The sequence below is a fragment of the Streptomyces sp. NPDC004065 genome (genome assembly GCF_044903565.1).
Classification (GTDB): Bacteria; Actinomycetota; Actinomycetes; order Streptomycetales; family Streptomycetaceae; genus Streptomyces.
Genome location: NZ_JBJDQT010000029.1, coordinates 1 through 25,306, shown reverse-complemented (window position 1 = coordinate 25,306; position 25,306 = coordinate 1). Strand labels below are relative to the sequence as shown.

The following is a 25,306-nucleotide window of genomic DNA, read 5'->3' as shown; positions in this document are numbered from 1 at the left end:
CCTTGATCCTCACGGACGGTGCGCTGCATCACTTAGGTGCACCTAAGTGGAAACCTCCTCCGACCTGCGCGAACGATCTCCGGCCGGAGGGGCGTGGCACTCCCCCGCCACGGTCGCGCCGCAGGTGGGCGGCGCGGCCCGGCCGCCCCCGACGGGCGCCGTAAGCCCTCCCGGACGCGCCCCCCGCACGCCGCGCACGCGGCTCCCGCGCGCCTCGTGCGGACCCGCGGATTCACTCGTGGGAGCAGTTCGCGCACCCGCCCGTCCGGGGGACCGCGGCCGTCCCTAGACTCTGGAGCCATGCGAAGCGAGCCCGTCATCCAGGTTCGGGGTCTGGTCAAGCGGTACGGCACGAAGACCGCGGTCAACGGCCTGGACCTGGTGGCCCACGCGGGGGTGACCGCCGTCCTCGGCCCCAACGGCGCGGGCAAGACGACGACCGTCGAGACCTGCGAGGGGTACCTCAGGCCGGACGCCGGCACGGTGCGCGTCCTGGGCCTCGACCCCGTCGCCGAGTCCGCCCGGCTGCGCCCCCGGATCGGTGTGATGCTCCAGTCGGGTGGCGTCTACTCCGGCGCGCGGGCCGACGAGATGGTGCGGCACGTCGCCCGGCTGCACGCCCACCCGCTGGACGTGGACGCCCTGATCGAGCGGCTGGGACTGGGCAGCTGCGGCCGGACGTCCTACCGCCGGCTCTCCGGCGGGCAGCAGCAGCGGCTGGCCCTGGCGATGGCCGTGGTCGGCCGGCCCGAGCTGGTGTTCCTCGACGAGCCCACCGCCGGCCTCGACCCGCAGGCCCGCCGGGCCACCTGGGACCTGGTCCGCGACCTGCGCGCCGACGGGGTCTCGGTGATCCTCACCACGCACCACATGGACGAGGCCGAGCAGCTCGCCGACGACGTCGCGGTCATCGACGCGGGCCGGGTGATCGCCCAGGGCTCCCCCGAGGAACTGTGCCGCGGCGGCGCCGAGAACACCCTGCGCTTCACCGGCCGGCCCGGTCTCGACGTGGGCTCGCTGCTCAAGGCGCTGCCGCCCGACTGCTCGGCGGCCGAGCTGACCCCCGGCGCCTACCGGGTCGCCGGCAAGGTCGACCCCCAACTGCTCGCCACCGTGACGTCGTGGTGCGCGCAGCACGGGGTGATGCCGGAGCGGATCTCCGTCGAGCGGCACACCCTGGAGGACGTTTTCCTGGAGCTGACCGGCAAGGAGCTGCGCTCGTGACCGCCACCCCCACCGGCATCCACGCCCCGCGGCCCGGGGCCGCCCCGCTGCCCCGCATGATCGTGGCGCAGGCGGCGCTGGAGACGAGGATGCTGCTGCGCAACGGCGAGCAGCTGCTGCTGACCGTGGTGATCCCCACCCTGCTGCTGGTGCTGTTCAGCTCCGTCGACATCGTGGACACCGGCGCCGGCGAGGCGGTGGACTTCCTCGCACCCGGCGTCCTCGCCCTCGCGGTGATGTCGACCGCGTTCACCGGGCAGGCCATCGCCACCGGTTTCGAGCGGCGCTACGGCGTGCTCAAGCGCCTGGCCTCCTCGCCGCTGCCCCGCTGGGGGCTGATGACCGCCAAGACGGCGTCCGTGCTGGTCACGGAGGTCCTCCAGGTCGTCCTGCTGACCGTGATCGCGTTCGCGCTGGGCTGGTCCCCGCACGGCGACCCGGGCACGGTGCTCCTGCTGCTGGTGGTCGGCACGGCCGCCTTCTCCGGGCTGGGGCTGCTGATGGCGGGGACACTCAAGGCCGAGGCCACGCTGGCCGCCGCCAACCTGGTCTTCCTGCTGCTGCTCGTCGGCGGCGGGGTGATCGTGCCGCTGGACAGGTTCCCGGCGGGCGTCCGCGGCGTGCTGGAGCTGCTGCCCGTCTCCGCGCTGTCCGACGGGCTGCGCGACGTGCTGCAGCACGGAGCCGGCATGCCCTGGGGCGACCTCGGGATCCTCGCGGTGTGGGCGGTCGTGGGGCTGGCCGCCGCCGGCCGGTTCTTCCGCTGGGAGTAGGACGGGAGCCGCCCGCCGATGGACCCTCGTGAAAGCGTGCACAAGCGTCGTCCTACGATGGACGGCGTGCCGAACCTGACCCGCGCCGACGCCCTGTCCGCCGTGCGCAACCCGCTCGCCTTCATCGCCGAACGCTGGACCCCCCATCCGAGGACCGTCCGGCGGGCGGCGCTCGCCGCGCTCGCCATGGCCGTGATCATCGTGGTCACCGGCGGCGCCGTCCGGCTGACCGGCTCGGGCCTGGGCTGCCCGACCTGGCCGACCTGCACCGACACCTCGCTGACCACCACGCGGGCGATGGGCCTGCACGGCGTCATCGAGTTCGGCAACCGGCTGCTGACGTACGTGCTGTGCGCCGCCGTCGGCTGGGCGATCGTCGCGGCGCGCGCCCAGAAGCCCTGGCGGCGCGGCCTGACCCGGCTGGGCTGGGCCCAGTTCTGGGTCGTCATGGGCAACGCGGTGCTGGGCGGCGTCGTGGTGCTGGTCGGCCTGAACCCGTACACCGTCGCCGCGCACTTCCTGCTGTCGACGGCGCTGATCGCGGTCGCCACGGTGATGTGGCAGCGCACCCGCGAGGGTGACGCCGCGCCGCGCCCGCTGGTGGGCAAGGCCGTGCAGCAGCTGGTGTGGTTCCTGGTCACCGCGAGCGTGCTGCTGATCGCCGTGGGCACGGTGGTGACCGGCGCGGGTCCGCACGCGGGCGACTCCCAGGATGTCGCGCGCATCCCGATCGACTGGGAGACGGTCGCCAAGCTGCACGCGGTGCTCGCCTGGATCGTGGTGACACTGACGTTCGCGCTGTGGTTCGTGCTCAAGGCCGTCGACGCCCCCAGGGGCCCGCTGCACCGCACCCGTGACCTGTTCCTGGTCCTGCTCGCGCAGGGCGTCATCGGCTACGTGCAGTACTTCACCCATCTGCCCGAGGTGCTGGTGGCCCTGCACATGCTGGGCTCGTGCCTGATGTGGATCGGTGTGCTGCGCGTGCAGCTGTCGCTGCGCGAGCGCCCGGAGTCGGTGGCCGACCTGCCCGGCCCCTCCACCGAGACGACACTGGCGAACGCCTGAGCGCTGCCGGGGCGGGCGAGGCGTCGTGCCCCGCCCGCCCGCGCGGCGGTCCGCGCCGTCACTCCGCCCGTACCCGCGCCGTGGTGCCATCGCTCCGCCCGTACCCGCACCGTGGTGCCCTCGGCCAAGCCCGCACCCGCGCGTGGTGTCACCCCTCCAGCCCGCGCAGACGCGCCGTCCGCGCCGTCACTCCAGCCCGTACACGCGCCGTGCGTTGACCGCCGCGACCATGCCGGCCACCCGCTCGGCGTCCTCCCGCGACCAGGCGCCCTCCGCCACCCAGCCGCCGAGCACCCGGCCCAGCGCCTGGGTGAACAGCCGGGCCGCGACGACGTGCAGCTCGGGCAGTCCGCTCGCCCCGCTGGAGAAGAGGATCTTGCCGAAGGGGGCCAGCTCCAGGAGCTCGGCGAGGACGGTGGCGGCGCGGGCGCCGGTGCGCACCAGCGCGGCCCCCGAGTCGGCGTAGACGTGCGGGAAGACGCCGGCCAGATGGGCGGCGTGCCGGTGGTAGGGATAGCCGTGCAGCAGGACCAGGTCCGTGCCCAGGCCCGCGGTCGCCCGGACGAAGTCGGTGAGCAGGACCGGGTCGGTGCGGTCGATGCGCAGACCGGGCTCGCCCAGGCCGGCGTGCAGCTGGAGCGGGCGGCCGGAGGCCACCGCGATCCACAGCAGATGGCGCAGCAGCACCGGGTCGCTCAGCTCCCCGCCCACCTCCCGCCCGGCCAGCCAGCGCCCCGCCGCGCCGCGCACCTCCCCCGGCCCCGGCGGCTCCGGCGCGAGCGCCAGTCCGTGCCGCACGCCCGCCACGGAGGTGAAGGCGACGGCGTGCGCGGCGGCCCCGTGGACGGACTCGGCGAGGTTGGCGAGGAAGGACTCGACCGTGCCGGAGGTGTCGGCGACCTGTTCGGCGAGGAGTTCGAGGCGGACGATCTCGTGGGCGTCGGCGTCGCCGGCGGAGGCCAGCTCGGCGGGCCCGGTGAGGTCCCCGGGCAGCCCCGTGTCGACGAGGTAGGTCGTGATGCCGCTGCCGCGCAGCAGCCTGCGGCCGGCCTCCAGGACGCCGAGCTCGCGGCGGCGGGCCAGATAGCGCGCGGGCGGGCAGTGCGGCTCCAGGCCGAGCAGCGGCGGGCACCAGCGGCGTACGGCGAAGCCGGTCTGGGTGTCGAAGAGGGTGGTGCCCGGGGCGGGCGGGCCCTCGGTCCGGGACAGCTGGGCCTCGAAGGTGCCGAGGCCCAGCTCCGTTCTCAGTACGCCGTGGCAGTACTGGTCCACGAGGGACGGCGTTGCGATCATCCGGACTCCCCGTTCGGTGGACCCGTGCTCCTCACACGTCCTAACGGGTGAACCGGCGTCAGGTGTTGCTGGGACCGCCCACCTGGATCCCGGCCATGCGCTTCCACTCGTAGGGGCCGGTGCGCACCTTGGCCGCGAGCTCGCCGTCGAAGTCCTCGTGGACGGTGATGCCGGCCTTCGCCACGGCCTTCTCGGCCAGCTCGTACGAGGGCGCCACCAGGTCGCCCCAACCGCCGTCCTCGCCGACGAGGACGATGCGCGCGCCGCGCTCGCCGATGTAGGCCACCTGGCCCTCGGCACCGCCGTGCGCCTTGGAGAACGCACCGATCCGCTTGGCGAGGCGCGCCACCGTGCGCTCGGCCTTCGGGTCCACCTGCTCAGTCTCTGCCATGGTCAGGATGCTACCGACGGGTAGATCAAACGGCGACGGGTGGGGTGCGTGGCCTTGACCACGCACCCCACCCGAGTGGCGCCACGAGGACGGGTCAGCGCAGGAAGGGGTCCACCGCCACCGCCACGAACAGCAGCGAGACGTAGGTGATGGACCAGTGGAACAGGCGCATCTCCTTCAGCTTGCCGCCGGTCACCTCGGCCTTGGCCCGGCCCTGCAGCGCGTGCGCCTCCCACAGCCACCAGCCGCCGGCCGCCAGCGCGACCGCCGTGTAGAACCAGCCGGTGTAGCCGAGCGGGGTGAGCAGCAGCGAGACCGCGACCATCACCCAGCTGTAGAGGACGATCTGCCGGGCGACGACCTTGTTGGAGGCGACGACGGGCAGCATCGGCACGCCCACGCGCGCGTAGTCGTCCTTGACCTTCATGGACAGCGGCCAGTAGTGCGGCGGCGTCCAGAAGAACATCACGAGGAAGAGGACGACGGGGGCCCAGGACATCGAGTTGGTGACCGCGGACCAGCCGATCAGCACCGGCATGCAGCCGGCGATGCCGCCCCAGACGATGTTCTGCGAGGTACGCCGTTTGAGGATCATCGTGTAGACGACGACGTAGAAGAGGAGCGCCCCGAGCGCCAGCCACGCCGACAGCCAGTTGACGGTCAGGCCGAACAGCAGGGTGGAGACCACGGCCAGCGAGATGCCGAAGACCAGGCACTCGCGCGGGCTCACCATGCCGGTGACCAGCGGGCGCTGCGAGGTGCGGTCCATCAGGGCGTCGATGTCGCGGTCGATGTACATGTTGAGCGCGTTGGCGCCGCCCGCGGAGAGATAGCCGCCGAGGCAGGTGAGGACCACCAGGCCGAGGTCGGGCACACCCTGCTGTGCCAGGAACATCACCGGAACGGTGGTGATCAGCAGCAGTTCGATGATCCGCGGCTTGGTCAGCGCCACGAAGGCCTTGAGACGGGCCCCGAACGGCCGGCGGCTCGACTTCTGGCTCGCATCGAGCACCACCCCCGCTGGACGGGATTCGACGGCCGTCACGCACACCCCTGACAGAGACATCCCAGCGAGCCCCGGCTCGTGCACCGACGGTGAGGGCTCGCGCGTACCACGCCACTGTAGACGTTGCCCAGACCCGGACATTCGCGGGGGTGGGTCGTGTTGACGCGGGGGCGGCCCGGAGGGCGCGCCGGGGTCCGTCCGACGGGCACGCCGGGACCCGTCCGACGGACACGCCAGGACCCGTCCGACGGGCACGCCGCGGCTCGATTGAGCGATCGGATGAGCACCTTCGTATTCATGTGCCGAATGGGCTTACGGCCAGGCGGGGAGGCAGATCCGAAAGAGTCCCGGCACTCTGGAATCACGAGGAAAAACGCACGTTCTTACGGGATAGGCTCGACAAGGCCGGCCGACGCGCAGAACGCCGGCAGCCGGTGCCCGGTCACGGTCACCGGCATCCGACATGTGGAGAGGAGCCCTGACCCAGGGTGAGCACCAAGCCGACCACCACAGACCTCGAGTGGACCGAGTTGGACCAGCGCGCGGTGGACACCGCCCGCGTCCTGGCCGCCGATGCCGTACAGAAGGTCGGCAACGGCCATCCCGGCACCGCGATGAGCCTTGCTCCAGCCGCCTACACCCTCTTCCAGAAGGTGATGCGGCACGACCCGGCCGATCCGCAGTGGGTGGGGCGCGACCGCTTCGTGCTGTCCGCCGGCCACTCCTCCCTGACCCTCTACACCCAGCTGTACCTGGCCGGCTTCGGGCTGGAGCTGGACGACCTGAAGGCCTTCCGCACCTGGGGCTCCAGGACGCCCGGCCACCCGGAGTACGGGCACACGCCGGGCGTGGAGACCACGACCGGCCCGCTGGGCCAGGGCGTGGCCAACGCGGTGGGCATGGCGATGGCCTCCCGCTACGAGCGCGGCCTGTTCGACCCCGAGGCGGCGCTGGGCGAGTCCCCGTTCGACCACTTCATCTACTGCATCGCCGGTGACGGCTGCCTCCAGGAGGGCATCTCCGCCGAGGCGTCCTCGCTCGCCGGCCACCAGAAGCTCGGCAACCTGATCCTGCTGTGGGACGACAACCACATCTCGATCGAGGGCGACACCGAGACGGCCGTCTCCGAGGACACGGTCAAGCGCTACGAGGCCTACGGCTGGCACGTGCAGCGCGTCGAGCCCAAGGAGAACGGCGACCTGGACCCGCAGGCGATCTTCGCCGCGCTCCAGGAGGCCAGGGAGGTCACCGACCGGCCCTCCTTCATCGCGATGCGCTCGATCATCGCCTGGCCGGCCCCGCATGCGCAGAACACCGAGGCGGCGCACGGCTCCGCGCTCGGCGAGGAAGAGGTCGCGGCCACCAAGCGGATCCTCGGCTTCGACCCGGAGCGGACCTTCGAGGTCTCCGACGAGGTGCTCACCCACACCCGGGGCGCCCTCGAGCGGGGCCGCGCGGCCCGCACCGCGTGGGAGAAGACCTTCCAGCAGTGGCGCGACAACAACCCCGAGCGGGCCGCCGAGTACGACCGCATCGCCAAGGGCGAGCTGCCGGCCGGCTGGGACGAGAAGATCCCGGTGTTCGAGACCGGCAAGGGCGTGGCCACGCGGGCCGCGTCCGGCAAGGTGCTGCAGGCCCTCGGCGAGGTCATCCCCGAACTGTGGGGCGGCTCCGCGGACCTGGCCGGCTCGAACAACACGACCATCGACAAGACGTCGTCGTTCCTGCCCGAGGGCAACCCGCTGCCGGAGGCCAACCCCTACGGCCGCACCATCCACTTCGGCATCCGCGAGCACTCGATGGGCGCCGAGCTGAACGGCATCACGCTGCACGGCAACACCCGCGTCTACGGCGGCACGTTCCTCGTCTTCTCCGACTACATGCGCAACGCGGTGCGCCTGTCGGCCCTGATGCACCTGCCGGTGACGTACGTGTGGACGCACGACTCCATCGGCCTGGGCGAGGACGGCCCGACCCACCAGCCGGTGGAACACCTGGCCTCGCTGCGCGCCATCCCCAACTTCAACGTCGTCCGCCCGGCCGACGCCAACGAGACGGCGATCGCCTGGCGCGAGATCATGCGGCGCTGGACCAAGGAGTACGGCAAGGGCGCCCCGCACGCCCTCGCGCTCACCCGGCAGGGCGTGCCGACGTACGAGCCCGACGACGACGCCGCCCGCGGCGGTTACGTCCTGCTGGAGGCGCAGTCGTCCGCCGGCCAGGACACCGAGCCCGAGGTGATCCTCATCGCCACCGGCTCCGAGGTGCACGTGGCGGTCGAGGCCCGCGAGCGGCTCCAGGCCGACGGGGTGCCCACGCGGGTCGTGTCCATGCCGTCCGTGGAGTGGTTCGAGGAGCAGGACCAGGGGTACCGGGACAGCGTGCTGCCCCCGGCGGTACGGGCACGCGTCGCGGTCGAGGCGGGGATCGGGCTGACCTGGCACAAGTACGTGGGAGACGCGGGGCGCATCGTCTCCCTGGAGCACTTCGGTGCCTCCGCCGACGGCAAGGTGCTCTTCCGCGAGTTCGGTTTCACCCCGGAGAACGTGGCCGACAAGGCCCGGGAATCCCTCGCCGCCGCCCAGCGCTGACGCTCACATACGACACGTAGGAGATGCAATTTCCATGACAGACGCACTCAAGCGCCTCTCCGACGAAGGCGTCGCGATCTGGCTGGACGACCTGTCGCGCAAGCGGATCACGTCCGGCAACCTCGCCGAACTGATCGACCAGCAGCACGTCGTGGGCGTCACCACCAACCCGACGATCTTCCAGAAGGCGATCTCCCAGGGCGACGGCTACGACCAGCAGATCACGGACCTGGCCGCCCGGCGGGTCACCGTCGAAGAGGCCATCCGGATGATCACCACGGCGGACGTCCGGGACGCCGCCGACATCCTGCGCCCGGTGTTCGACGCCACCGGCGGCCAGGACGGCCGGGTCTCCATCGAGGTCGACCCGCGCCTGGCGCACAACACCAGGGCGACGGTCGCCGAGGCCCGCCAGCTGGCCTGGCTGGTGGACCGCCCGAACACGCTCATCAAGATCCCTGCCACCATGGCGGGCCTGCCGGCCATCACGGAGACCATCGCCAACGGCATCAGCGTCAACGTCACGCTGATCTTCTCGCTGGAGCGCTACCGCGCGGTCATGGACGCCTACCTGTCCGGACTGGAGAAGGCGCGCGAGCGGGGCCTGGACCTGTCGCAGATCCACTCGGTGGCGTCCTTCTTCGTCTCCCGGGTGGACACCGAGATCGACCGCCGCATCGACGAGATGGGCACCGACGAGGCCAAGGCGCTGCGCGGCAAGGCGGGCGTGGCCAACGCGCGGCTCGCCTACCAGGCGTACGAGGAGGTGTTCTCCTCCGACCGCTGGAGCGCGCTGGAGAACGCGGGCGCCAACAAGCAGCGCCCGCTGTGGGCGTCCACCGGTGTGAAGGACAAGGCGTACAAGGACACCATGTACGTCGAGGAGCTGGTCGCGCCGAACACCGTCAACACCATGCCGCAGGCCACGCTCGAGGCCACCGAGGACCACGGCGAGATCCGCGGCGACACGGTGCGCGGCACCTACGAGCAGGCCCGTGCCGACCTCGACGCGCTGGAGCGGATCGGGATCTCCTACGACGAGGTGGTCCAGGTCCTGGAGGACGAGGGCGTCGACAAGTTCGAGGCGTCCTGGAACGACCTGCTGAAGTCGACCGAGGCGGAGCTGGAGCGCCTCGCCCCCTCGGAGGGCTGAGACCTTGGCCCCCCTTCCCGGCAGCGGAGCGAACCCGCTCCGTGATCCCGCCGACCGACGGCTCCCGCGCATCGCGGGGCCGTCGGGCCTGGTCATCTTCGGCGTCACCGGCGACCTGTCCCGCAAGAAGCTGATGCCGGCCGTGTACGACCTCGCCAACCGGGGTCTGCTGCCGCCGGGCTTCTCCCTGGTGGGCTTCGCCCGGCGCGACTGGGAGCACGAGGACTTCGCGGAGGTGGTGCACGACGCGGTCAAGCAGCACGCGCGCACCCCGTTCCGCGAGGAGGTCTGGCAGCAACTCCTGCAGGGCATGCGCTTCGTGCAGGGCACGTTCGACGACGACGAGGCGTTCGAGCGGCTGCGCGGGACGATCGAGGAGCTGGACAAGGCGCAGGGCACGGGCGGCAACTTCGCCTTCTATCTGTCCGTGCCGCCGAAGTCCTTCCCGGTCGTCATCCAGCAGCTGAAGAAGCACCAGCTGGCCGAGCAGACGAGCGGCTCCTGGCGGCGCGCGGTCATCGAGAAGCCGTTCGGCCACGACCTGAGGTCGGCCGAGCAGCTCAACAAGGTCGTGCACGAGGTCTTCGCCCCGGACCAGGTGTTCCGCATCGACCACTACCTGGGCAAGGAGACCGTCCAGAACATCCTGGCGCTGCGGTTCGCCAACACGATGTTCGAGCCGATCTGGAACCGGTCCTTCGTGGACCATGTGCAGATCACCATGGCCGAGGACATCGGCATCGGCGGCCGGGCCGGCTACTACGACGGCATCGGCGCCGCCCGCGACGTCATCCAGAACCACCTGCTCCAGCTGATGGCCCTCACCGCCATGGAGGAGCCCGCCTCCTTCGACGCGGACGCGCTGGCCGCCGAGAAGGAGAAGGTGCTCGGCGCGGTGCGGCTGCCCAAGGACCTCGGTGTCGCCACCGTGCGCGGGCAGTACGCGGCCGGCTGGCAGGGCGGCGAGAAGGTCATCGGCTACCTCGAGGAAGAGGGCATCGACAAGAACTCGAAGACCGACACCTACGCCGCGGTGAAGCTGGAGGTGGACAACCGCCGCTGGGCGGGCGTCCCCTTCTATCTGCGCACCGGCAAGCGGCTGGGCCGCCGGGTCACCGAGATCGCCGTCGTCTTCCAGCGCGCCCCCCATTCCCCCTTCGACTCCACGGCCACGGAGGAGCTGGGCCAGAACGCCATCGTGATCCGCGTCCAGCCGGACGAGGGCGTCACCGTGCGCTTCGGCTCCAAGGTGCCGGGCACCTCCATGGAGATCCGGGACGTGTCCATGGACTTCGCCTACGGCGAGTCCTTCACGGAGTCCAGCCCGGAGGCGTACGAGCGCCTCATCCTGGACGTGCTGCTGGGCGACTCCAACCTCTTCCCGCGCACGGCGGAGGTCGAGCTGTCCTGGAAGATCCTCGACCCCATAGAGGAGTACTGGGAAAAGAACGGCAGGCCCGCGCAGTACGCGTCCGGGACCTGGGGTCCCGCCGAGGCGGACGAGATGCTCGCACGAGACGGACGGAGCTGGCGCCGGCCATGAAGATAGACCTGACCGACACCACGGCCAGCAAGATCAACAAGGCGCTGGTGGAGGGCCGCCGGGCGATCGGCACGCCGGCCGTCGGCATGGTGCTCACCCTCGTCGTCGTCACCGACGAGGAGAACGCCTACGACGCGCTGAAGGCGGCGAACGACGCCTCGCACGAGCACCCGTCGCGCACCCTCGTGGTCATCCGGCGGGTCTCGCGCACCCCCCGGGACCGCACGGGCTCGCGCCTGGACGCCGAGGTGCGGGTGGGCGCGGAGGCCGGCACCGGCGAGACGGTGGTGCTGCGGCTGTACGGCGAGGTCGTCGACCACGCCCAGTCGGTGGTGCTGCCGCTGCTGCTGCCGGACGCGCCGGTCGTCGTCTGGTGGCCGGTGGACGCCCCGCTCGACCCGGCGAACGACCCGCTGGGCTCCCTGGCGCAGCGCAGGGTCACCGACACCTACGCCTCCGAGGAGCCGGTGCGGGACCTGGCGGCGCGCGCCGAGGCGTACACGCCGGGCGACACGGATCTGTCGTGGACCCGGATCACGCCGTGGCGCTCGATGCTGGCGGCCGCCCTGGACCAGGTGACCTGCGAGGTGCGGGGCGTCGAGGTGGAGGGCGAGGAGTTCAACCCGAGCTGTGAGCTGCTGGCGATGTGGCTCGCGGACCGGCTGGACGTGCCGGTGCGGCGCTCGCCGTCCGGCGGCCCCGGCCTGACCGCGGTCCGCATGGACACCTCCTGCGGCCCGATCACTCTGGACCGCGGGGACGGCCGGCTGGCGACGCTGTCCATCCACGGCCAGCCGGAGCGCGCGGTGGCGCTGAAGCGGCGGGAGACCGCCGAGCTGATCGCCGAGGAGCTGCGCCGGCTGGACCCGGACGACACCTATGCGTCGGCGCTGCGCTTCGGCGTGGACCGGCTGAACGGCGAGCCGGAGGGGGCCGGCGGCCCGGTCGCGGTGGCGACGCCGGAGGAGGAGACGGCGAAGGGTCCGGCGGGCGTGGCCGCCGCGGCGGCGGCCCGGCTGGTCCCGACGCGGAAGGCGGCGGCCAAGTGAGCACTCCCCAGCTGGTCGTGCACCGCGACAAGGAGCTGATGGCGCAGGCCGCCGCGGCACGGCTGATCACCCGGATCGTGGACGCCCAGGCCTCGAAGGGCTCGGCGTCGGTGGTGCTGACCGGCGGCCGCAACGGCAATGGCGTGCTGGCCGCGCTGGCGGCGGCGCCGGCCCGGGACGCCGTCGACTGGGCCCGCCTCGACCTGTGGTGGGGCGACGAGCGCTTCCTGCCCGAGGGCGATCCCGAGCGCAACGTCACGCAGGCCCGCGAGGCGCTGCTCGACTCCGTGCCGGTGGACCCGAAGCGGGTGCACGCGATGCCCGCCTCGGACGGTCCCCACGGCGCGGACGTGGAGGCCGCGGCGGAGGGCTACGCCGAGGAGCTGGCCCGTGCGGCCGGCCCGGAGGCCCACGGCGGGGTGCCCGCCTTCGACGTCCTCATGCTGGGCGTCGGTCCGGACGCCCATGTCGCCTCCCTCTTCCCGGAGCATCCGGGCGTGCGGGAGACGGAGCGCACGGTCATCGGCGTCCACGGCTCCCCCAAGCCGCCGCCCACCCGTATCTCCCTGACCCTTCCCGCCATCCGCGCGGCCCGTGAGGTGTGGTTGCTGGCGGCGGGCGAGGACAAGGCCAACGCGGTGGCGATGGCCCTGTCCGGCGCCGGCGAGATCCAGGCCCCGGCGGCGGGCGCCCGGGGCCGGGCCCGCACGCTGTGGCTGCTGGACACGGCGGCGGCGGCCCAGCTGCCGCGTTCGCTGTATCCGCCGGCCTCGCCGTGAGGTACGGCGGTGGGGGCGGCGAGGGGTCAGGAACCCTCGCCGCCCCCACCGCCGTCGGCTCACTTCACCGAGCCCGCCATCACCCCCTGCACGAAGTGCCGCTGGAAGGCGAAGAACACCACCACCGGCACCACCAGGGACAGGAACGCCCCTGGCGCCAGCACGTCGATGTTGCTTCCGAACTGCCGGATCTGCGACTGCAGTTCCACGGTCAGCGGCTGCGAGGAGCTGTCCGCGAACAGCAGCGCCACCAGCATGTCGTTCCACACCCACAGGAACTGGAAGATGGCGAGGCTGGCGATGGCCGGCCGGCCCACCGGCAGCACCAGCCGGGTGAAGATCCGCCACTCGCTGCCCCCGTCCATGCGGGCCGCCTCCAGCATCTCCTTGGGCATCTCGGCGAAGTAGTTCCGCAGCAGGAACACCGCGAACGGCAGCCCGTAGGCCACGTGGAACAGCACCACGCCCGGGATCGTGCCGAACAGCCCCAGGGCGCCGAAGAGTTTGGCCACCGGCAGCAGGCCGATCTGCACGGGGACCACCAGCAGGGCCACCACGAGCAGGAACAGCGGTTCCCGCAGGGGGAAGTCCAGCCAGGCGAAGGCGTATCCGGCCAGCGCGGCGATGACGACGACCAGCACGGTCGCCGGCACCGAGATCAGCACCGTGTTCCAGAAGGCCTGCGTCATCCCGGCGTTCTTCAGCAGCGCCGAGTAGTTGTCGAAGGACAGCTGCCCGGGGCTGGACAGCGCCGTCCACCAGCCGCCCTTGGCGGTGTCCTGGGCCGAGCGCAGCGAGGAGACGAACAGTCCGGCCAGCGGGGTCAGCCAGACCAGTCCGATCACCACGAGGAAGGCCTGCACCAGCCCGTTGCCCAGGCCCCGCCTGACCGCGTTCATCGCTGACTCCTTCGGAAACGGCGGACGTTGAACACCATCGCGGGGATCACCAGCAGCAGGAGCAGGACGCCGAGCGCGCTGCCGAGGCCCTGGTTGTTGCCGCCGCCGAAGGACACCAGCCACATCTGGGTGGCCAGCACGGTGGCGTCCTCCTGCACGGGTCCGGGCGCGATGATGTAGACGAGGTCGAAGACCTTCATCACGTTGATGACGAGGGTGACGAAGACGACCGTCAGCACGGGTGCGAGCAGCGGCACGGTGATCCGGCGGAAGATCTGCCACTCGTTGGCCCCGTCCATCCGCGCCGCCTCCAGCGCGTCGCGCGGCAGCGTGGACAGCCCGGCGCCGATCAGCACCATCGCGAACCCGGTCCAGATCCACAGGTACGCCCCGATGATCGCGGGCGTGACCAGGGTCGGCCCGAGCCAGGAGATGCCCTGGTAGGGCGGCGCGAAGTTGGACTCGGGCAGCTTCAGGGTGTACGAGCCGGCCTCGATGCCGCCGAAGCGGAAGGAGCCGTCGGACGCCGTCGTGGTGCTCGCCACGGTCCGCCCGTCGCGCACCGCCTCGACCGTCATCCCCGGCAGTCCGCTCTCGCGCCGGTCGACCTTGTCCCGGGTGCCGCCCCCGCCGGGGGTGAAGTCCAGGTAGACCACTCCGCGCAGCTCGCCGGCGGCGGCCTTCCGCCCGGCCGCCGGGTACGCGGGCTGGGCGCCGTGCGGCAGGTCCTTGGGCAGGACGCCGACCATCGGCAGGTTCACCGTGTCCCCGGGCGAGACGCCGCGCGCCGTCAGATAGGAGCCGTCGCGGCCCCGGGTGAGCTGCCCCTCACGGCCGCGCGCGGCCGGGTAGGAGGAGCTGCCCTTGAAGGCGTCGTGCACCGAGACCGCGGCGGCGTTCAGCACGCCCTTGTCCGGGTCCTCGTCGTAGGCGAGCCGGAAGATGATCCCGGCGGCCAGGAAGGACACGGCCATCGGCATGAACAGCAGCAGCTTGAACGCCGTCGCCCAGCGGACCTTCTCCACCAGCACGGCCAGGATCAGCCCCAGCCCGGTGAGCAGCGCCGGGGCCACCACCACCCAGATGGTGGTATTGCGGATGGCCTTGAGCGTGGCCGGGTCGCGGAACATCTCCGTGTAGTTGTCCCCGCCGACGAAGCGGCTGCCGGAGGCGTCGAAGAAGCTGCGGCCGACGGAGAAGAGGACCGGGTAGACGACCAGCGCGCCGAGCAGCAGCAGCGCGGGGAGGACGAACAGCAGGGCGATGACCCGCCCCCGCCGCCGCAGGCGCCGCGCCCTCAGGGCGGGCGACGCGGCGGGCGGGGGGCTCGCCCCCGTCTCCTTGGAGACAGTGGTGGCGGTCATCTCGGCTCAGCCCTGGCCCTGGTACGCCTTGGCCGCGGCGGCCTCCAGCCGGGCCGCCGTGTCCTTCGGGCTGGAGGGGTCGCGCAGGAAGTCCTGGAGCAGCTTCCACTCGCCGGTTCCCTTGGTGCCGCCGAAGGCGGCCGGGGCCTGGTCGGACATGTCGAAGCGGACCGAGTCGCCCGCGCCGACCAGCGACTTGGCGGTGGCGCGGGTGACGTCGTCGCCGTAGGAGGACAGGTCGAGGTTCTTGTTCGGGGAGAGGAAGCCGCCCGCCTTCGCCCAGACGGCGGCGGCCTCGGGGGTGGCGAGGTACTCGAGCAGCTTCATGCCGGCCTTGGCGTTCTTGCCGTCCTTGAGGACGACGGCCGCGTCGCCGCCGCTGACGACCGGGGCGGTGCCGCCGTCGACCGCCGGGAAGGGGAAGAAGTTCGCGTCCTTGCCGATGGTCTTCCCGAACTGGTCGTGCGCGACGCCCGCGACGAAGTCGCCCTCGTAGACCATGCCGGCCTCGGCCTTGGGGCCGAAGACCTTCTCGACCGAGCCGGGGAAGTCGGTGTTCAGCGCCTCCTTCTGGCCGCCGGCGATGAGCTGCTTGTCCTTGAACAGCTTGCCGAGCGTGCCGAGCGCCTTGACCACGCTCGCGTCGGTCCACTTCAGCTTGTGGGCGGCGAGGGCGTCGTACTTCTCGGGGCCGGCCTGGGAGAGGTAGATGTTCTCGAACCAGTCGGTGAGGGTCCAGCCGTCCTGCCCGGCGACCGCGAAGGCGGCGCGCCCGGAGTCGGAGACGGTGTGCCCGGCCTTGAGCATCTCGTCGTAGGTCTTGGGCGGCTGGACGCCGGCCTGGGTGAAGGCGTCGGGGCTGTACCAGACGGTGGACTTGTGGGCGGCCTTGAAGTACAGGCCGTACAGGGTGCCGTCGACGCTGCCGTACTTCTTCCACACGGGGGCGAAGCCGTCGTCCACCGACTTGGCGGTGGTGGCGGACAGCGGCTTGAGCCAGCCCTTCTTCGCGAACTGCTGGAGCACGCCGACCTGGGGGACCATCACGACGTCGGGGGCGTTGCCGCCCTCGATCTTGCTGCCGACGACGGTGGAGACGTTGTCACCGGTGGACACGAACTGCGTCTTGGCGCCGGTCTTCTCGGTGAACGCGTCGAGCACCTTCTGGAAGTTCTTCTGCTCGGTGCCGGACCAGACGCCGGCCACGGTGACGGTCTGGCCGCTGAGCGGCTTGTCGCCGCCGCCCGCGGAGACGGGGTCGCCGCCGCAGGCGGTCGCGCCGAGCGCCAGGACGAGGGCGGTGCAGCCGGTGAGGAGGGTGGTACGTCGTCGCATCATCGTTGATGTCCCTTCGGGGGATGGGAGTTGACGGGAACTCAGGGGGTGGGCAGGTCGGCGTCGGTCATCCACCAGGCGGCGGTGGAGCCGGCGAGCACCCCGGGCGGGCAGGGGCCGCTGGCGAGCAGCGGGGTGCCCGGGACCGGTGCGGGGGTGGGTGCGGTACCGAAGTTCACGGCGCAGACCAGGCCGTCGCCGCGGACGAAGCCGAGGACGCCGGGCGGGGTGTCCAGCCAGCGCAGGGTGCCCTCGCCCAGCTGGGGCAGGGCGGTGCGCAGCTGGAGGCCGTCGCGGTAGAGGTGCCAGAAGGAGCGGGTGTCGGCCAGGGCGCGGTCCGTGGCGTACTCGGCGAAGTACTCGGGCTGCGGCAGCCAGGGCTTGGCGCCCTCGGCGGAGGAGGTGAAGCCGAACGGCGAGGCCTGCCCGGACCAGGGCAGCGGCACCCGGCAGCCGTCGCGGACCCGGGCGCGGCTGCCGGTGCGGCGGAAGATCGGGTCGGTGAGCACGTCGTCGGGCAGGTCGACGACCTCGGGCAGGCCGAGCTCCTCGCCCTGGTAGATGTACGCCGCTCCGGGCAGCGCCAGCATCAGCAGCGCGGCGGCGCGGGCGCGGGCGGCGCCGAGGCCGCTGCCCTCGGTGGCGGGTTCGCCGTAGCGGGTGACGGTGCGGACCTGGTCGTGGTTGTTGAGGACCCAGGTGACCGTGGAGCCGGTGCCGGCGATGTCCTGCATGGCCTCGGAGACGACCTTGCGGAAGGCGTCGGCGTCCCAGGGGGCGCTCAGCAGGTCGAAGAAGAAGGCCTGGTGCAGCTCGTCGGGGCGGACGTACCGGGCGTGCTCGCGGGCGCTGGGCACGGACACCTCGCCGACGAGCAGGCGTTCGCGGCCGTCGTGGGCGGTGTACTCCTCGCACAGGGCGCGCCACCGGCGCCACACGCCGTGCACCTCGGGCTGGTTCCAGGCCAGCGGGTTGACCGAGTCGCGGGTGCGGGCGTCGGCCTCGGGGTCGGGCGAGTCGGGCAGCTCGGGGTGCTTGTAGAGGCCGGCGGCCACGTCGATGCGGAAGCCGTCGACGCCGCGGTCCAGCCAGAAGCGCAGCACCCGGTCGAACTCGGCGGCGACCTCGGGGGTGCGCCAGTTCCAGTCGGGCTGCTCGGGCGTGAACATGTGCAGGTACCACTGGCCCGGGCGGCCGTCGGGCTCGGTCACCCGGGTCCAGGCGGGGCCGCCGAACATGGCGTGCCAGTTGTTGGGCGGCTCGGCGCCGCCGGGGCCGCGGCCGTCGGCGAAGTGGAAGCGGGCCCGGGCCTGGCTGCCGGGTCCGGCGGCGAGGGCCTCGCGGAACCAGGGGTGCTCGCTGGAGCAGTGGTTGGGGACGATGTCGAGCAGCACCTTGATGCCGAGCCGGCGGGCGGCGGCCATCAGCCGGTCGAACTCGGCGAGGTCGCCGAAGAGCGGGTCGACGTCGCAGTAGTCGGCCACGTCGTAGCCGTGGTCGTGCTGCGGGGAGGGGTAGAAGGGGCTCAGCCAGATCCCGTCGACGCCCAGCTTCTTCAGGTACGGCAGCCCGGCCCGCACGCCGGCCAGATCGCCGACGCCGTCCCCGGTGCTGTCCAGGAAGCTGCGGACGTACACCTGGTAGATCACCGCGTCGCGCCACCAACGATGCCTGTTCAACCCACTGCCCTGTCTCTCTCTAGGCCGCTGTTATGCATGCATGTTAGGTAGCGGCTTCGCGAGGGTGTCAATGAAGTGAACGGAATCTCCTGGCCAGTTGACCGACACAAACCCGGACCAAAACGGGCGAAGAGAACAGAGATGTGATGTCCGCGTTACTTAACAAGTAACTAGTAGCTAGTGGACGGCGATGGCGTCGAGCTCGCGCGCCAGGCGCCGCACCGCCGCCTCGGGCGTCTGGCGCCCGGTCAGCGCGTCCTGCACGACCGCCTGGACCACCAGGCTGACCTGGTCGTAGTGCGGGCTCTTGGGACGCGGCTCGGCCGCGCGCACGGCGGAGCGCAGGGTCGGCAGATAGGGGAACCGCCGCACCAGCGCGGGGTCCTCGTAGAGCGCGGCGCGCACGGGCGGCAGCGCGCCCTTGGTGAGCACCTGCCGCTGGACGCCCTCGCTGGTGAGGTACGCGATGAGGCGCGCGGCCGAGTCGGGGTGCCGGGCATGGGTGTTGACGGCGAGGTTGGAGCCGCCGAGCACGCTCGTGCCCGGGCCGTCCGGCCCCGGCAGGGGCACGGCGCCGATCTTCCCGGCGACCTTCGACCCCTTGGCGGAGGCGACGGCGTACGCGTAGGGCCAGTTGCGCAGGAAGAGCAGCCGGCCGTCCTGGAAGGCCTGCTTGGACTCCTCCTCCTTGTACGTCAGCGCCGCCTTCGGTATCCATCCCTCGGCGAAGCCGCGGGCGAGGAACCCGATGCCCTTGCGGGCCGCCGCGGAGTCCACGGTGACCCGCGCGCCCTCGTCGCCGAGGATCGAGCCGCCCGCGGAGTACACGGCCTCCGCCGCGTTCACGGTGAGGCCCTCGTACGGCAGGAACTGGCCCGCGTACCCTTCCAGCCCGTACCTGGGCGCGATCTCCTTGGCGTCCTTCTCCAGTTCGGCCCAGGTGCGCGGCGGCGGGACGCCCTCCTTGGCGAGGACGTCCTTGCGGTACAGCAGCAGCCCGGCGTTCGTGACGTACGGCACCGCGTAGAGCTGCCCGTCGTAGGTCGCGGTGTCCACGACCGGGGGCAGGAAGCTCTTCAGCGGGAAGCGGTCGCGCGGCAGCGGGCGGATCCAGCCGGCCGCGGCGAACTCCGAGGTCCAGTTGACGTCGATGTTGAGCACGTCGAACCGGCTGCGGTCGCCGCCGCGCAGGTCGGTGGTCATCTGCGCGTGCGTCTCGTCGGCGGAGTCGGGCAGCTCGACGAGGGTGACCCGCTCGCCGGGGTGGGTGCGGTTCCAGCCCTCCAGCAGCGGGCCGAGATAGCCGGTGAGGTCTCCGGCGGTGGCCAGGGTGAGCGGGCCGCGGCCGCCGTGGCCGCCGCCCGGCACGTCGTCGGCGCGGGCGCCGGAGGCGACATACCCGGTCATGACCACGACCAGGACGAGGAGGCCCCTACCCGCGGCGCGCATCCACCGCATAGGTTCCTCCTTGCACACGGGCACCGGGCATCTTCGCCCGGCGTCAGAGGCATGTATACCTGTTAGGTATGGGCGATACTAGGGCCTGGAACACATTACGCACATGACGAGGACGTGGGAGGAGAGCACGAGTGCGCCTGCCCCTCCTGGCACTCCTCGCACGCGGTCCGGCCCACGGATACGAGCTGAAGCAGGACCTTGAGCAACTGCTGGGCTCCGCGTACCCTCAGCCGAACGTCGGCCAGATCTACGTGACCCTCGGCCGCCTCGAGAAGTCGGGACTGATCGAGGGCGAGGACGTCGAGCAGGCCGGCCGGCCCAACAAGAAGGTCTACCACCTCACCGATGCCGGGCGCGAGGCGCTGAGCGCCTGGTTCGGCACACCCGAGGACGAGCCGCGGGTGCGGGACGAGTTCTTCATGAAGCTCGCCCTCGCGCCGCGGACCGGTCTCGCGGACCAGATCGCCCTCATCAACCAGCAGCGCCGCCAGTACCTCAACACCATGCGCAATCTGTCGAAGCTCGCCGCGGCCGAGGACCGGGACAACCGAATCGCCCATCTGCTGATCGAGGGCGCCATGCTGCACCTGCAGGCCGACCTGGACTGGCTGGAGCGGTGCCAGGAGGAACTGGAGGAGCTGGAGTGAACGACGGCCACGCTCCCGTCCTGCGGGCCGAGGGCCTCGTCAAGACCCACTACGGCGAGGGCGCGCCCGCCCGTGCCGTGCGCGGGGTCGACCTGTCGGTCACGCGCGGCGAGTTCGTCGCGGTCACCGGTCCGTCGGGCGCCGGCAAGTCCACGCTGCTGCATCTGCTGGGCGGGCTGCAGCGGCCGGACAAGGGCAGCGTCTGGCTCGACGGACGGTGCACGGACTCCTACGGCGAGGCCCGCTGGGCCGAGGAGCGCCGCACCCGTATCGGCATCGTCTTCCAGTTCTTCAACCTGGTCTCCAACCTGTCGGTCGCCGACAACGTCGAACTGCCCGCCCTGCTGGCCGGCCGCTCCCCGAAGCAGGCCCGCGCCGAGCGCGAGGAGCTGCTGGCGGAGCTGGGCCTCGAGGGCAAGGAGCGCAGCATGCCCGGCGAGCTGTCCGGCGGCGAGCAGCAGCGCGTGGCCCTCGCCCGCGCCCTGGTCAACCACCCCCCGCTGCTGCTGGCCGACGAGCCCGCCGGCAGCCTGGACAGCAAGGGCACCCGCGAGGTGATGCGGCTGCTGTCCCGCTTCCACCAGCGCGGCCAGACGATCGTGCTGGTCACGCACGACGCCCGGCTGGCGAGCGCCGCGGACCGGGTGATCAGCTTCTTCGACGGCCGGATCGCCGACGACGCGGAACTCGGCGCGAGCCCCGCGCCGCCAGGCCGGGGCATCGCGGACGTCCTGGAACTGAAGGACCGGCTGCGATGAGGAACGGGCACTCCGCAACACTGAACGGCTGGGGCCCGGTCCGCGCCGCCGCGGCGGTGCGGGGCTCGGGTGCGGCCCGCGATCTCGGTGCGGCGAACGACCTGCGCGCGCCGCACGGGCTCCGCGGTGCGCAGGGCCTCCGCCGGGCCCACGCCCTCGGCGCGGCCCGCGCCCTCGGCGCGGCGCACAACCTCCTTGCGGCGCACGACCTGCTTGCGGCCCGCGCCCTCGGCACGGTGCACAACCTGCTCGCGGCGCACGGCCCTGCGACGCGCCCCGCCGGGCCGAAGGGCTGAGGGCCGTGCGAGCCACCTTGCGCTGGGCGCACTCCGATCTGCGGGCGCACCGCGGGGAGGCGCTGTTCCTCGTGCTGGCCACGGCCGGCATCGTCGCCTCACTGCTGCTGGCCACCGCGCTGTTCGGCTACGCGACCAACCCCTGGCAGCGGGTCTTCACCCAGTCCCGCGGCGCTCACGTGTGGCTGCACACCGTGGGCTCCGCCGACACCGGCCGGCTGGCCGGACTCGACGGCGTGCAGTCCGTCACCGGTCCCTACGCCACCGAGTCCGCCACCGTCTCCGCCCGCGGCACCCGCGCGAACGTCGAGCTGCGCGCCACGGCCGCCCTGCCCCAGGTGGGCCGTCCGCTGATGACCTCCGGTCACTGGCTCCGGCCCCGCGACCCGAGCGGGGTGGTCCTGGAGAGCAGGCTGGCGCGGGCGCTGCTGGCCGAGCCCGGGGACACCCTCACCCTGCCGGGCACCGCGCGCACGCTCACCGTGGTGGGCGTCGCCGAGAGCGCCGAGCCCCGCTACCGCCCCGGCGAACAGCCGGGCCTGGTGTGGGCCCCGCCGGCCGCCGTGCGCGACCCCGGCGGCCGGGTGATCGGGCTGCGTCTGACCGACCCCGAGGACACCGCCTACGCCGTCCAGCGTGCCGTGACCGTGCTGGGCGCCGGGGCGGTCGGCGAGGTGTCCACCTGGCAGCAGGCACGGGCCGAGGCACAGGGCGACAACCGGCTGCTCGGCCAGGTGCTGGGCCTGTTCGGCCTGGGCGCGCTGCTGGCGGCCGGGTTCGCGGTGCACGGCGCGATCGCCACCCGCATTCGCGGCCATCTGCGGGACATCTCGGTACTGAAGGCGATCGGCTTCACGCCCGGGCAGGTGGTGCGGATCTTCCTGCTCCAGCACGTGGCGTACGCGCTGCTCGGCGCCGTGGCCGCGGCCGCGCTGACCCAGGGCCTGGGCACGCGGATCCCCGGACGGCTGGGCGACGCGGTCGGCGTCTGGCAGGGGCTGCCGGGTCACTCGCTGTCGCTGTTCGCGGTGCCGGTGGGCGCGGTGCTGTTCATCGGGGCGGTCACCGGGCTCGCCGCCTGGCGGGCGGGACGGGTGCCGCCGGTGCCGGTGCCGCGCCGCGCGACCGGGTCCGGCGGCCGGCTCCCGGGGGCGGCACGCCGGGCGCTCGGTCTGCGGCTGCGGGGGCTGCGGCTGCCGCCCGCGCTGGTCCTGGGCGGGCACAAGGCCTTCACCCGCCGCCCGCGCACCCTCGCCACGGTGGGGCGGCTGGCGCTGCCGCTGCTGCTGATCGTGGTGGCGATGAGTGCCTGGACCACCATCGACCGCTTCCACCGGCAGCCGGAGCAGCTGGGACTGCCGGCGGCGCTCACGGTCCGCGCGGACCGTTCCCTCGACGACCGGCAGATCCGCGCACTGCTGGAAGGCGAACCGCGGGTCCGGGCGGTCTACCCGGGCGTCGAGGTGGCCGCCCTGGTCCCCGGCCAGACCGCCACGATCGCCCTGCGCGGCCTGGGCACCCACGGCAACCCTTATCCCTACGCCCTGGCGGAGGGCCGCTCCGCCCAGGGTCCCGACGAGGCGGTGGCCGGCCAGGGGCTGCTCGACCTCCTCGACGTCCACGTCGGCGACTGGGTCCGGATGACGGTGGGCGACCGGCCGCAGATCCTGCACATCGTGGGCCGCAGCATCGAGCCGGAGAACGCCGGCCGGGTCATCTCCACGTCCCTGGACACCCTGCGCGAGAACGACCCCGGCCTGGCGCCCACCCTGTACCAGGTCCGCCTGCGCCCCGGCGCGGACACGGGCCGCGTCGCCGCCGCCCTCGCCCAGGCCGGCAACGGCCATCTGGACGTCCACACCGTCACCAACCCCGCCGACGGCCTCTCCTCCCTCCGCGCGGTCATCGCCGGCCTGATCTGCGTCATGGCCCTCATCGGCCTGATCGAACTGCTCACCGCGATCGGCGGCACCGTCCGGGAGAGCGAACGGGACCTGCTGGCCCTGAAGGCGATCGGCCTGTCCCCGCGCCAGATCACCGGGATCACGGTGACGGCCACGGGCTGCACGGCCCTGGCCGCCGTCCTGGCCGCCACCGCCGCGGGCCTCCCCCTGTCCCACTGGCTGATCGACACCCAGGGCCGCTCCAGCGGCATCGGCGCGGGCATCGCCACGGGCCCCTCCCCCTTGCTCCTCCTCCTCTTCGTCCTGGCCGCAACCACAGGAGCAACAGCCCTCTCCACCGTCCCCGCCACCCGAGCCTCCCACCGCCGCCTGGCAGACACCCTGAGCGCGGTGGCGTAGGCGGGGACCGCGCGGGGCTTGGCCCCCGCCCGGGGTGCAGGGGCGAAGCCTGGCGTGGGGCCCGGGGCGGGGCCCGGCTGGGGTGCAGGGGCGAAGCCCCGCATGGGGTCCGGGGCGGAGCCCCGCCGGGGCCGGGGCGCAGGGGCGAAGCCCTCGCCCGGGGTCCCGGGCGGAGCCCCGCTGGGTGCAGGAGGCGCAACCCCCGCATGAGGTCCGAGGCGGAGCCCCGCTGGGGTGCAGGGGCGAAGCCCCGCATGGGGTCCGGGGCGAAGCCCCGCCGAGGCCGGGGCGCAGGGGCGAAGCCCTCGCCCGGGGTCCCGGGCGGAGCCCCGCTGGGTGCAGGAGGCGCAACCCCCGCATGAGGTCCGGGGCGGAGCCCCGCTGGGGTGCAGGGGCGAAGCCCCGCATGGGGTCCGGGGCGGAGCCCCGCCGAGGCCGGGGCGCAGGGGCGAAGCCCTCGCCCGGAGTCCCGGGCAGAGCCCCGCTGGGTGCAGGAGGCGCAACCCCCGCATGAGGTCCGAGGCGGAGCCCCGCTGGGGTGCAGGGGCGAAGCCCCGCATGAGGTCCGGGGCGGAGCCCCGCCGAGGCCGGGGCGCAGGGGCGAAGCCCTCGCCCGGAGTCCCGGGCAGAGCCCCGCTGGGGTGCAGGGGCGAAGCCCCGCATGGGGTCCGGGGCGGAGCCCCGCGGCGGTGCCGTCTCAGCCCACCGAGTCGGGCGGGTCGGATGGGGCAAAGGGGGGTGCAGGGGGCGCAGCCCCCGCCCGGGGTCTGGGGCGGAGCCCCAGGGACGGTGACCCCTCACCCCACCGAGACGGGCGGGCGGGTGGGCAAAGCCAAACCGGGGCCGCGGGGGCACAGCCCCCGCCGGGGCCCCCGGGGCAGAGCCCCGGGAACAAGACCCCTCACCGCCCCCGCCACTCCCGGTACGTACCGACCAACGCCCGCGTCGACGCATCCAGCCCCTCCACCCGCGCCCCCTCCGTCAACGCCGGCTCGACCCGCTTGGCGAGCACCTTCCCCAGCTCCACCCCCCACTGGTCGAAGGAGTCGATGTTCCACACCGCGCCCTGCACGAACACCTTGTGCTCGTAGAGCGCGACCAGTTGCCCCAGGACCGACGGAGTCAGCTCCCGCGCCAGGATGGTGGTCGTGGGATGGTTCCCCCGGAAGCTCTTGTGCGCGACCAGTTCCTCCGGCACCCCCTCCGCCCGCACCTCCTCGGGCGTCTTGCCGAACGCCAGCGCCTGCGTCTGCGCGAAGAAGTTGGCCATCAGCAGATCGTGCTGCGCCTTGAGCCCCTCGCTCAGCTCCCCCACCGGCTCGGCGAAGCCGATGAAGTCCGCCGGGATCATCTTCGTGCCCTGGTGGATCAGCTGGAAGTAGGCGTGCTGGCCGTTGGTGCCGGGCGTGCCCCACACCACCGGCCCGGTCTGCCACTGCACCGGCTCCCCGTTGCGCTGCACGGACTTGCCGTTGGACTCCATGTCCAGCTGCTGCAGATAAGCGGTGAACTTCGACATGTAGTGCGAGTACGGCAGCACCGCGTGCGACTGCGCGTCGAAGAAGTTGCCGTACCAGATGCCCAGCAGCCCCAGCAGCAACGGCACGTTGGCCTCGGCGGGCGCGTTGCGGAAGTGGTCGTCGACGATCCTGAAGCCGTCGAGCATCTCGCGGAAGCGGTCCGGTCCGATCGCGATCATC

Annotated in this window: 20 protein-coding genes and 1 pseudogene; 12 read left to right on the top strand and 9 right to left on the bottom strand. The window is 72.6% G+C overall.

All coding sequences use genetic code 11. The features are described 5' to 3' along the window. The first annotated feature begins 300 nt into the window (after nucleotides 1–300). Genes ACI2LW_RS26485 through ACI2LW_RS26475 form a run of 3 tightly spaced genes read left to right on the top strand, consistent with a single transcriptional unit; the run spans nucleotide 301 to nucleotide 3,062 of the window. Complete coding sequence (locus ACI2LW_RS26485) at nucleotides 301–1,224, top strand: ABC transporter ATP-binding protein (RefSeq protein WP_404733718.1); 924 nt, start codon at nucleotides 301–303, stop codon at nucleotides 1,222–1,224. 56 nt (nucleotides 1,225–1,280) lie between these two features. Beyond that, complete coding sequence (locus ACI2LW_RS26480; protein WP_404733799.1) at nucleotides 1,281–1,997, top strand: ABC transporter permease; 717 nt, start codon at nucleotides 1,281–1,283, stop codon at nucleotides 1,995–1,997. Nucleotides 1,998–2,054: 57 nt separating this feature from the next. After that, a complete protein-coding gene (locus tag ACI2LW_RS26475; protein ID WP_404733798.1) occupies nucleotides 2,055–3,062 on the top strand; it encodes a heme A synthase in 1,008 nt (335 codons plus the stop codon). A gap of 186 nt (nucleotides 3,063–3,248) precedes the next feature. Here the strand turns inward: ACI2LW_RS26475 and ACI2LW_RS26470 are convergent, their stop codons facing one another. The 3 genes from ACI2LW_RS26470 to ACI2LW_RS26460 all read right to left on the bottom strand — a co-directional run bounded on the left by ACI2LW_RS26470 (nucleotide 3,249) and on the right by ACI2LW_RS26460 (nucleotide 5,812). Continuing rightward, nucleotides 3,249–4,355, bottom strand: coding sequence for an amidohydrolase family protein (locus ACI2LW_RS26470; protein WP_404733717.1), 1,107 nt, complete (start codon nucleotides 4,353–4,355; stop codon nucleotides 3,249–3,251). Nucleotides 4,356–4,413: 58 nt separating this feature from the next. After that, complete coding sequence (locus ACI2LW_RS26465) at nucleotides 4,414–4,746, bottom strand: hypothetical protein (protein ID WP_404733716.1); 333 nt, start codon at nucleotides 4,744–4,746, stop codon at nucleotides 4,414–4,416. Nucleotides 4,747–4,840: 94 nt separating this feature from the next. After that, a complete protein-coding gene (locus tag ACI2LW_RS26460; RefSeq protein ID WP_404733715.1) occupies nucleotides 4,841–5,812 on the bottom strand; it encodes a heme o synthase in 972 nt (323 codons plus the stop codon). A 428-nt stretch (nucleotides 5,813–6,240) separates the two neighbouring features. On the opposite strand from ACI2LW_RS26460, the gene tkt reads away from it, so the two are divergent. Genes tkt through pgl form a run of 5 tightly spaced genes read left to right on the top strand, consistent with a single transcriptional unit; the run spans nucleotide 6,241 to nucleotide 12,867 of the window. Continuing rightward, nucleotides 6,241–8,343, top strand: coding sequence for a transketolase (gene tkt / locus ACI2LW_RS26455; protein WP_404733714.1), 2,103 nt, complete (start codon nucleotides 6,241–6,243; stop codon nucleotides 8,341–8,343). Between the two features lie 34 nt (nucleotides 8,344–8,377). Beyond that, nucleotides 8,378–9,496, top strand: a complete 1,119-nt coding sequence (gene tal, locus ACI2LW_RS26450; RefSeq protein ID WP_404733713.1) for a transaldolase — start codon at nucleotides 8,378–8,380, stop codon at nucleotides 9,494–9,496. A gap of 4 nt (nucleotides 9,497–9,500) precedes the next feature. After that, nucleotides 9,501–11,039: a glucose-6-phosphate dehydrogenase gene (gene zwf, locus ACI2LW_RS26445; protein WP_404733712.1), complete on the top strand. Its 1,539-nt coding sequence runs from the start codon at nucleotides 9,501–9,503 to the stop codon at nucleotides 11,037–11,039. Next, on the top strand, nucleotides 11,036–12,088 hold the full coding sequence (gene opcA / locus ACI2LW_RS26440) for a glucose-6-phosphate dehydrogenase assembly protein OpcA (RefSeq protein WP_404733711.1): 1,053 nt from the start codon (nucleotides 11,036–11,038) through the stop codon (nucleotides 12,086–12,088). The genes zwf and opcA overlap by 4 nt, the downstream gene beginning before the upstream one ends. Then, on the top strand, nucleotides 12,085–12,867 hold the full coding sequence (pgl, locus tag ACI2LW_RS26435; protein WP_404733710.1) for a 6-phosphogluconolactonase: 783 nt from the start codon (nucleotides 12,085–12,087) through the stop codon (nucleotides 12,865–12,867). Before opcA ends, pgl begins: the two co-directional genes overlap by 4 nt. A gap of 59 nt (nucleotides 12,868–12,926) precedes the next feature. Here pgl and ACI2LW_RS26430 read toward each other — a convergent pair whose 3' ends face one another. From ACI2LW_RS26430 to ACI2LW_RS26410, 5 genes are all read right to left on the bottom strand, one after another. Further along, nucleotides 12,927–13,766, bottom strand: coding sequence for a carbohydrate ABC transporter permease (locus ACI2LW_RS26430; protein WP_404733709.1), 840 nt, complete (start codon nucleotides 13,764–13,766; stop codon nucleotides 12,927–12,929). Further along, the gene (locus ACI2LW_RS26425; RefSeq protein ID WP_404733708.1) at nucleotides 13,763–15,130 is read right to left on the bottom strand and encodes an ABC transporter permease subunit; all 1,368 of its coding nucleotides are present in this window, start codon (nucleotides 15,128–15,130) and stop codon (nucleotides 13,763–13,765) included. The genes ACI2LW_RS26430 and ACI2LW_RS26425 overlap by 4 nt, the downstream gene beginning before the upstream one ends. 6 nt (nucleotides 15,131–15,136) lie before the next feature. After that, a complete protein-coding gene (locus tag ACI2LW_RS26420; RefSeq protein ID WP_404733707.1) occupies nucleotides 15,137–16,468 on the bottom strand; it encodes an ABC transporter substrate-binding protein in 1,332 nt (443 codons plus the stop codon). 38 nt (nucleotides 16,469–16,506) lie between these two features. Continuing rightward, entirely contained in the window at nucleotides 16,507–18,144 is a 1,638-nt protein-coding gene (locus ACI2LW_RS26415; RefSeq protein ID WP_404733706.1) for an alpha-amylase family glycosyl hydrolase, read from the bottom strand. Nucleotides 18,145–18,321: 177 nt separating this feature from the next. Next, nucleotides 18,322–19,602, bottom strand: coding sequence for an ABC transporter substrate-binding protein (locus tag ACI2LW_RS26410; protein WP_404733705.1), 1,281 nt, complete (start codon nucleotides 19,600–19,602; stop codon nucleotides 18,322–18,324). 131 nt (nucleotides 19,603–19,733) lie between these two features. Here ACI2LW_RS26410 and ACI2LW_RS26405 point away from each other — a divergent pair, with 131 nt between their 5' ends. Genes ACI2LW_RS26405 through ACI2LW_RS26390 form a run of 4 tightly spaced genes read left to right on the top strand, consistent with a single transcriptional unit; the run spans nucleotide 19,734 to nucleotide 23,606 of the window. Further along, a complete protein-coding gene (locus ACI2LW_RS26405; protein WP_404733704.1) occupies nucleotides 19,734–20,249 on the top strand; it encodes a PadR family transcriptional regulator in 516 nt (171 codons plus the stop codon). Then, entirely contained in the window at nucleotides 20,246–21,007 is a 762-nt protein-coding gene (locus ACI2LW_RS26400; protein ID WP_404733703.1) for an ABC transporter ATP-binding protein, read from the top strand. Before ACI2LW_RS26405 ends, ACI2LW_RS26400 begins: the two co-directional genes overlap by 4 nt. Beyond that, the gene (locus ACI2LW_RS26395) at nucleotides 21,004–21,303 is read left to right on the top strand and encodes a hypothetical protein (RefSeq protein WP_404733702.1); all 300 of its coding nucleotides are present in this window, start codon (nucleotides 21,004–21,006) and stop codon (nucleotides 21,301–21,303) included. The genes ACI2LW_RS26400 and ACI2LW_RS26395 overlap by 4 nt, the downstream gene beginning before the upstream one ends. Nucleotides 21,304–21,308: 5 nt before the next feature. Next, the gene (locus tag ACI2LW_RS26390; RefSeq protein ID WP_404733701.1) at nucleotides 21,309–23,606 is read left to right on the top strand and encodes an FtsX-like permease family protein; all 2,298 of its coding nucleotides are present in this window, start codon (nucleotides 21,309–21,311) and stop codon (nucleotides 23,604–23,606) included. A gap of 901 nt (nucleotides 23,607–24,507) precedes the next feature. Here the strand turns inward: ACI2LW_RS26390 and ACI2LW_RS26385 are convergent. After that, a pseudogene (locus ACI2LW_RS26385) lies at nucleotides 24,508–25,306 on the bottom strand (glucose-6-phosphate isomerase); the annotation flags it as partial.

Excerpts from the sequence above, each read along its gene's own strand:
- ACI2LW_RS26485 (WP_404733718.1), top strand. The coding sequence starts at position 301 with ATGCGAAGCGAGCCCGTCATCCAGGTTCGGGGTCTGGTCAAGCGGTAC.
- ACI2LW_RS26480 (WP_404733799.1), top strand. The coding sequence starts at position 1,281 with ATGATCGTGGCGCAGGCGGCGCTGGAGACGAGGATGCTGCTGCGCAAC.
- ACI2LW_RS26475 (WP_404733798.1), top strand. The coding sequence starts at position 2,055 with ATGGACGGCGTGCCGAACCTGACCCGCGCCGACGCCCTGTCCGCCGTG.
- ACI2LW_RS26470 (WP_404733717.1), bottom strand. The coding sequence starts at position 4,355 with ATGATCGCAACGCCGTCCCTCGTGGACCAGTACTGCCACGGCGTACTG.
- ACI2LW_RS26465 (WP_404733716.1), bottom strand. The coding sequence starts at position 4,746 with ATGGCAGAGACTGAGCAGGTGGACCCGAAGGCCGAGCGCACGGTGGCG.
- ACI2LW_RS26460 (WP_404733715.1), bottom strand. The coding sequence starts at position 5,812 with ATGTCTCTGTCAGGGGTGTGCGTGACGGCCGTCGAATCCCGTCCAGCG.
- tal (WP_404733713.1), top strand. The coding sequence starts at position 8,378 with ATGACAGACGCACTCAAGCGCCTCTCCGACGAAGGCGTCGCGATCTGG.
- opcA (WP_404733711.1), top strand. The coding sequence starts at position 11,036 with ATGAAGATAGACCTGACCGACACCACGGCCAGCAAGATCAACAAGGCG.
- ACI2LW_RS26430 (WP_404733709.1), bottom strand. The coding sequence starts at position 13,766 with ATGAACGCGGTCAGGCGGGGCCTGGGCAACGGGCTGGTGCAGGCCTTC.
- ACI2LW_RS26425 (WP_404733708.1), bottom strand. The coding sequence starts at position 15,130 with ATGACCGCCACCACTGTCTCCAAGGAGACGGGGGCGAGCCCCCCGCCC.
- ACI2LW_RS26420 (WP_404733707.1), bottom strand. The coding sequence starts at position 16,468 with ATGATGCGACGACGTACCACCCTCCTCACCGGCTGCACCGCCCTCGTC.
- ACI2LW_RS26410 (WP_404733705.1), bottom strand. The coding sequence starts at position 19,602 with ATGCGGTGGATGCGCGCCGCGGGTAGGGGCCTCCTCGTCCTGGTCGTG.
- ACI2LW_RS26395 (WP_404733702.1), top strand. The coding sequence starts at position 21,004 with ATGAGGAACGGGCACTCCGCAACACTGAACGGCTGGGGCCCGGTCCGC.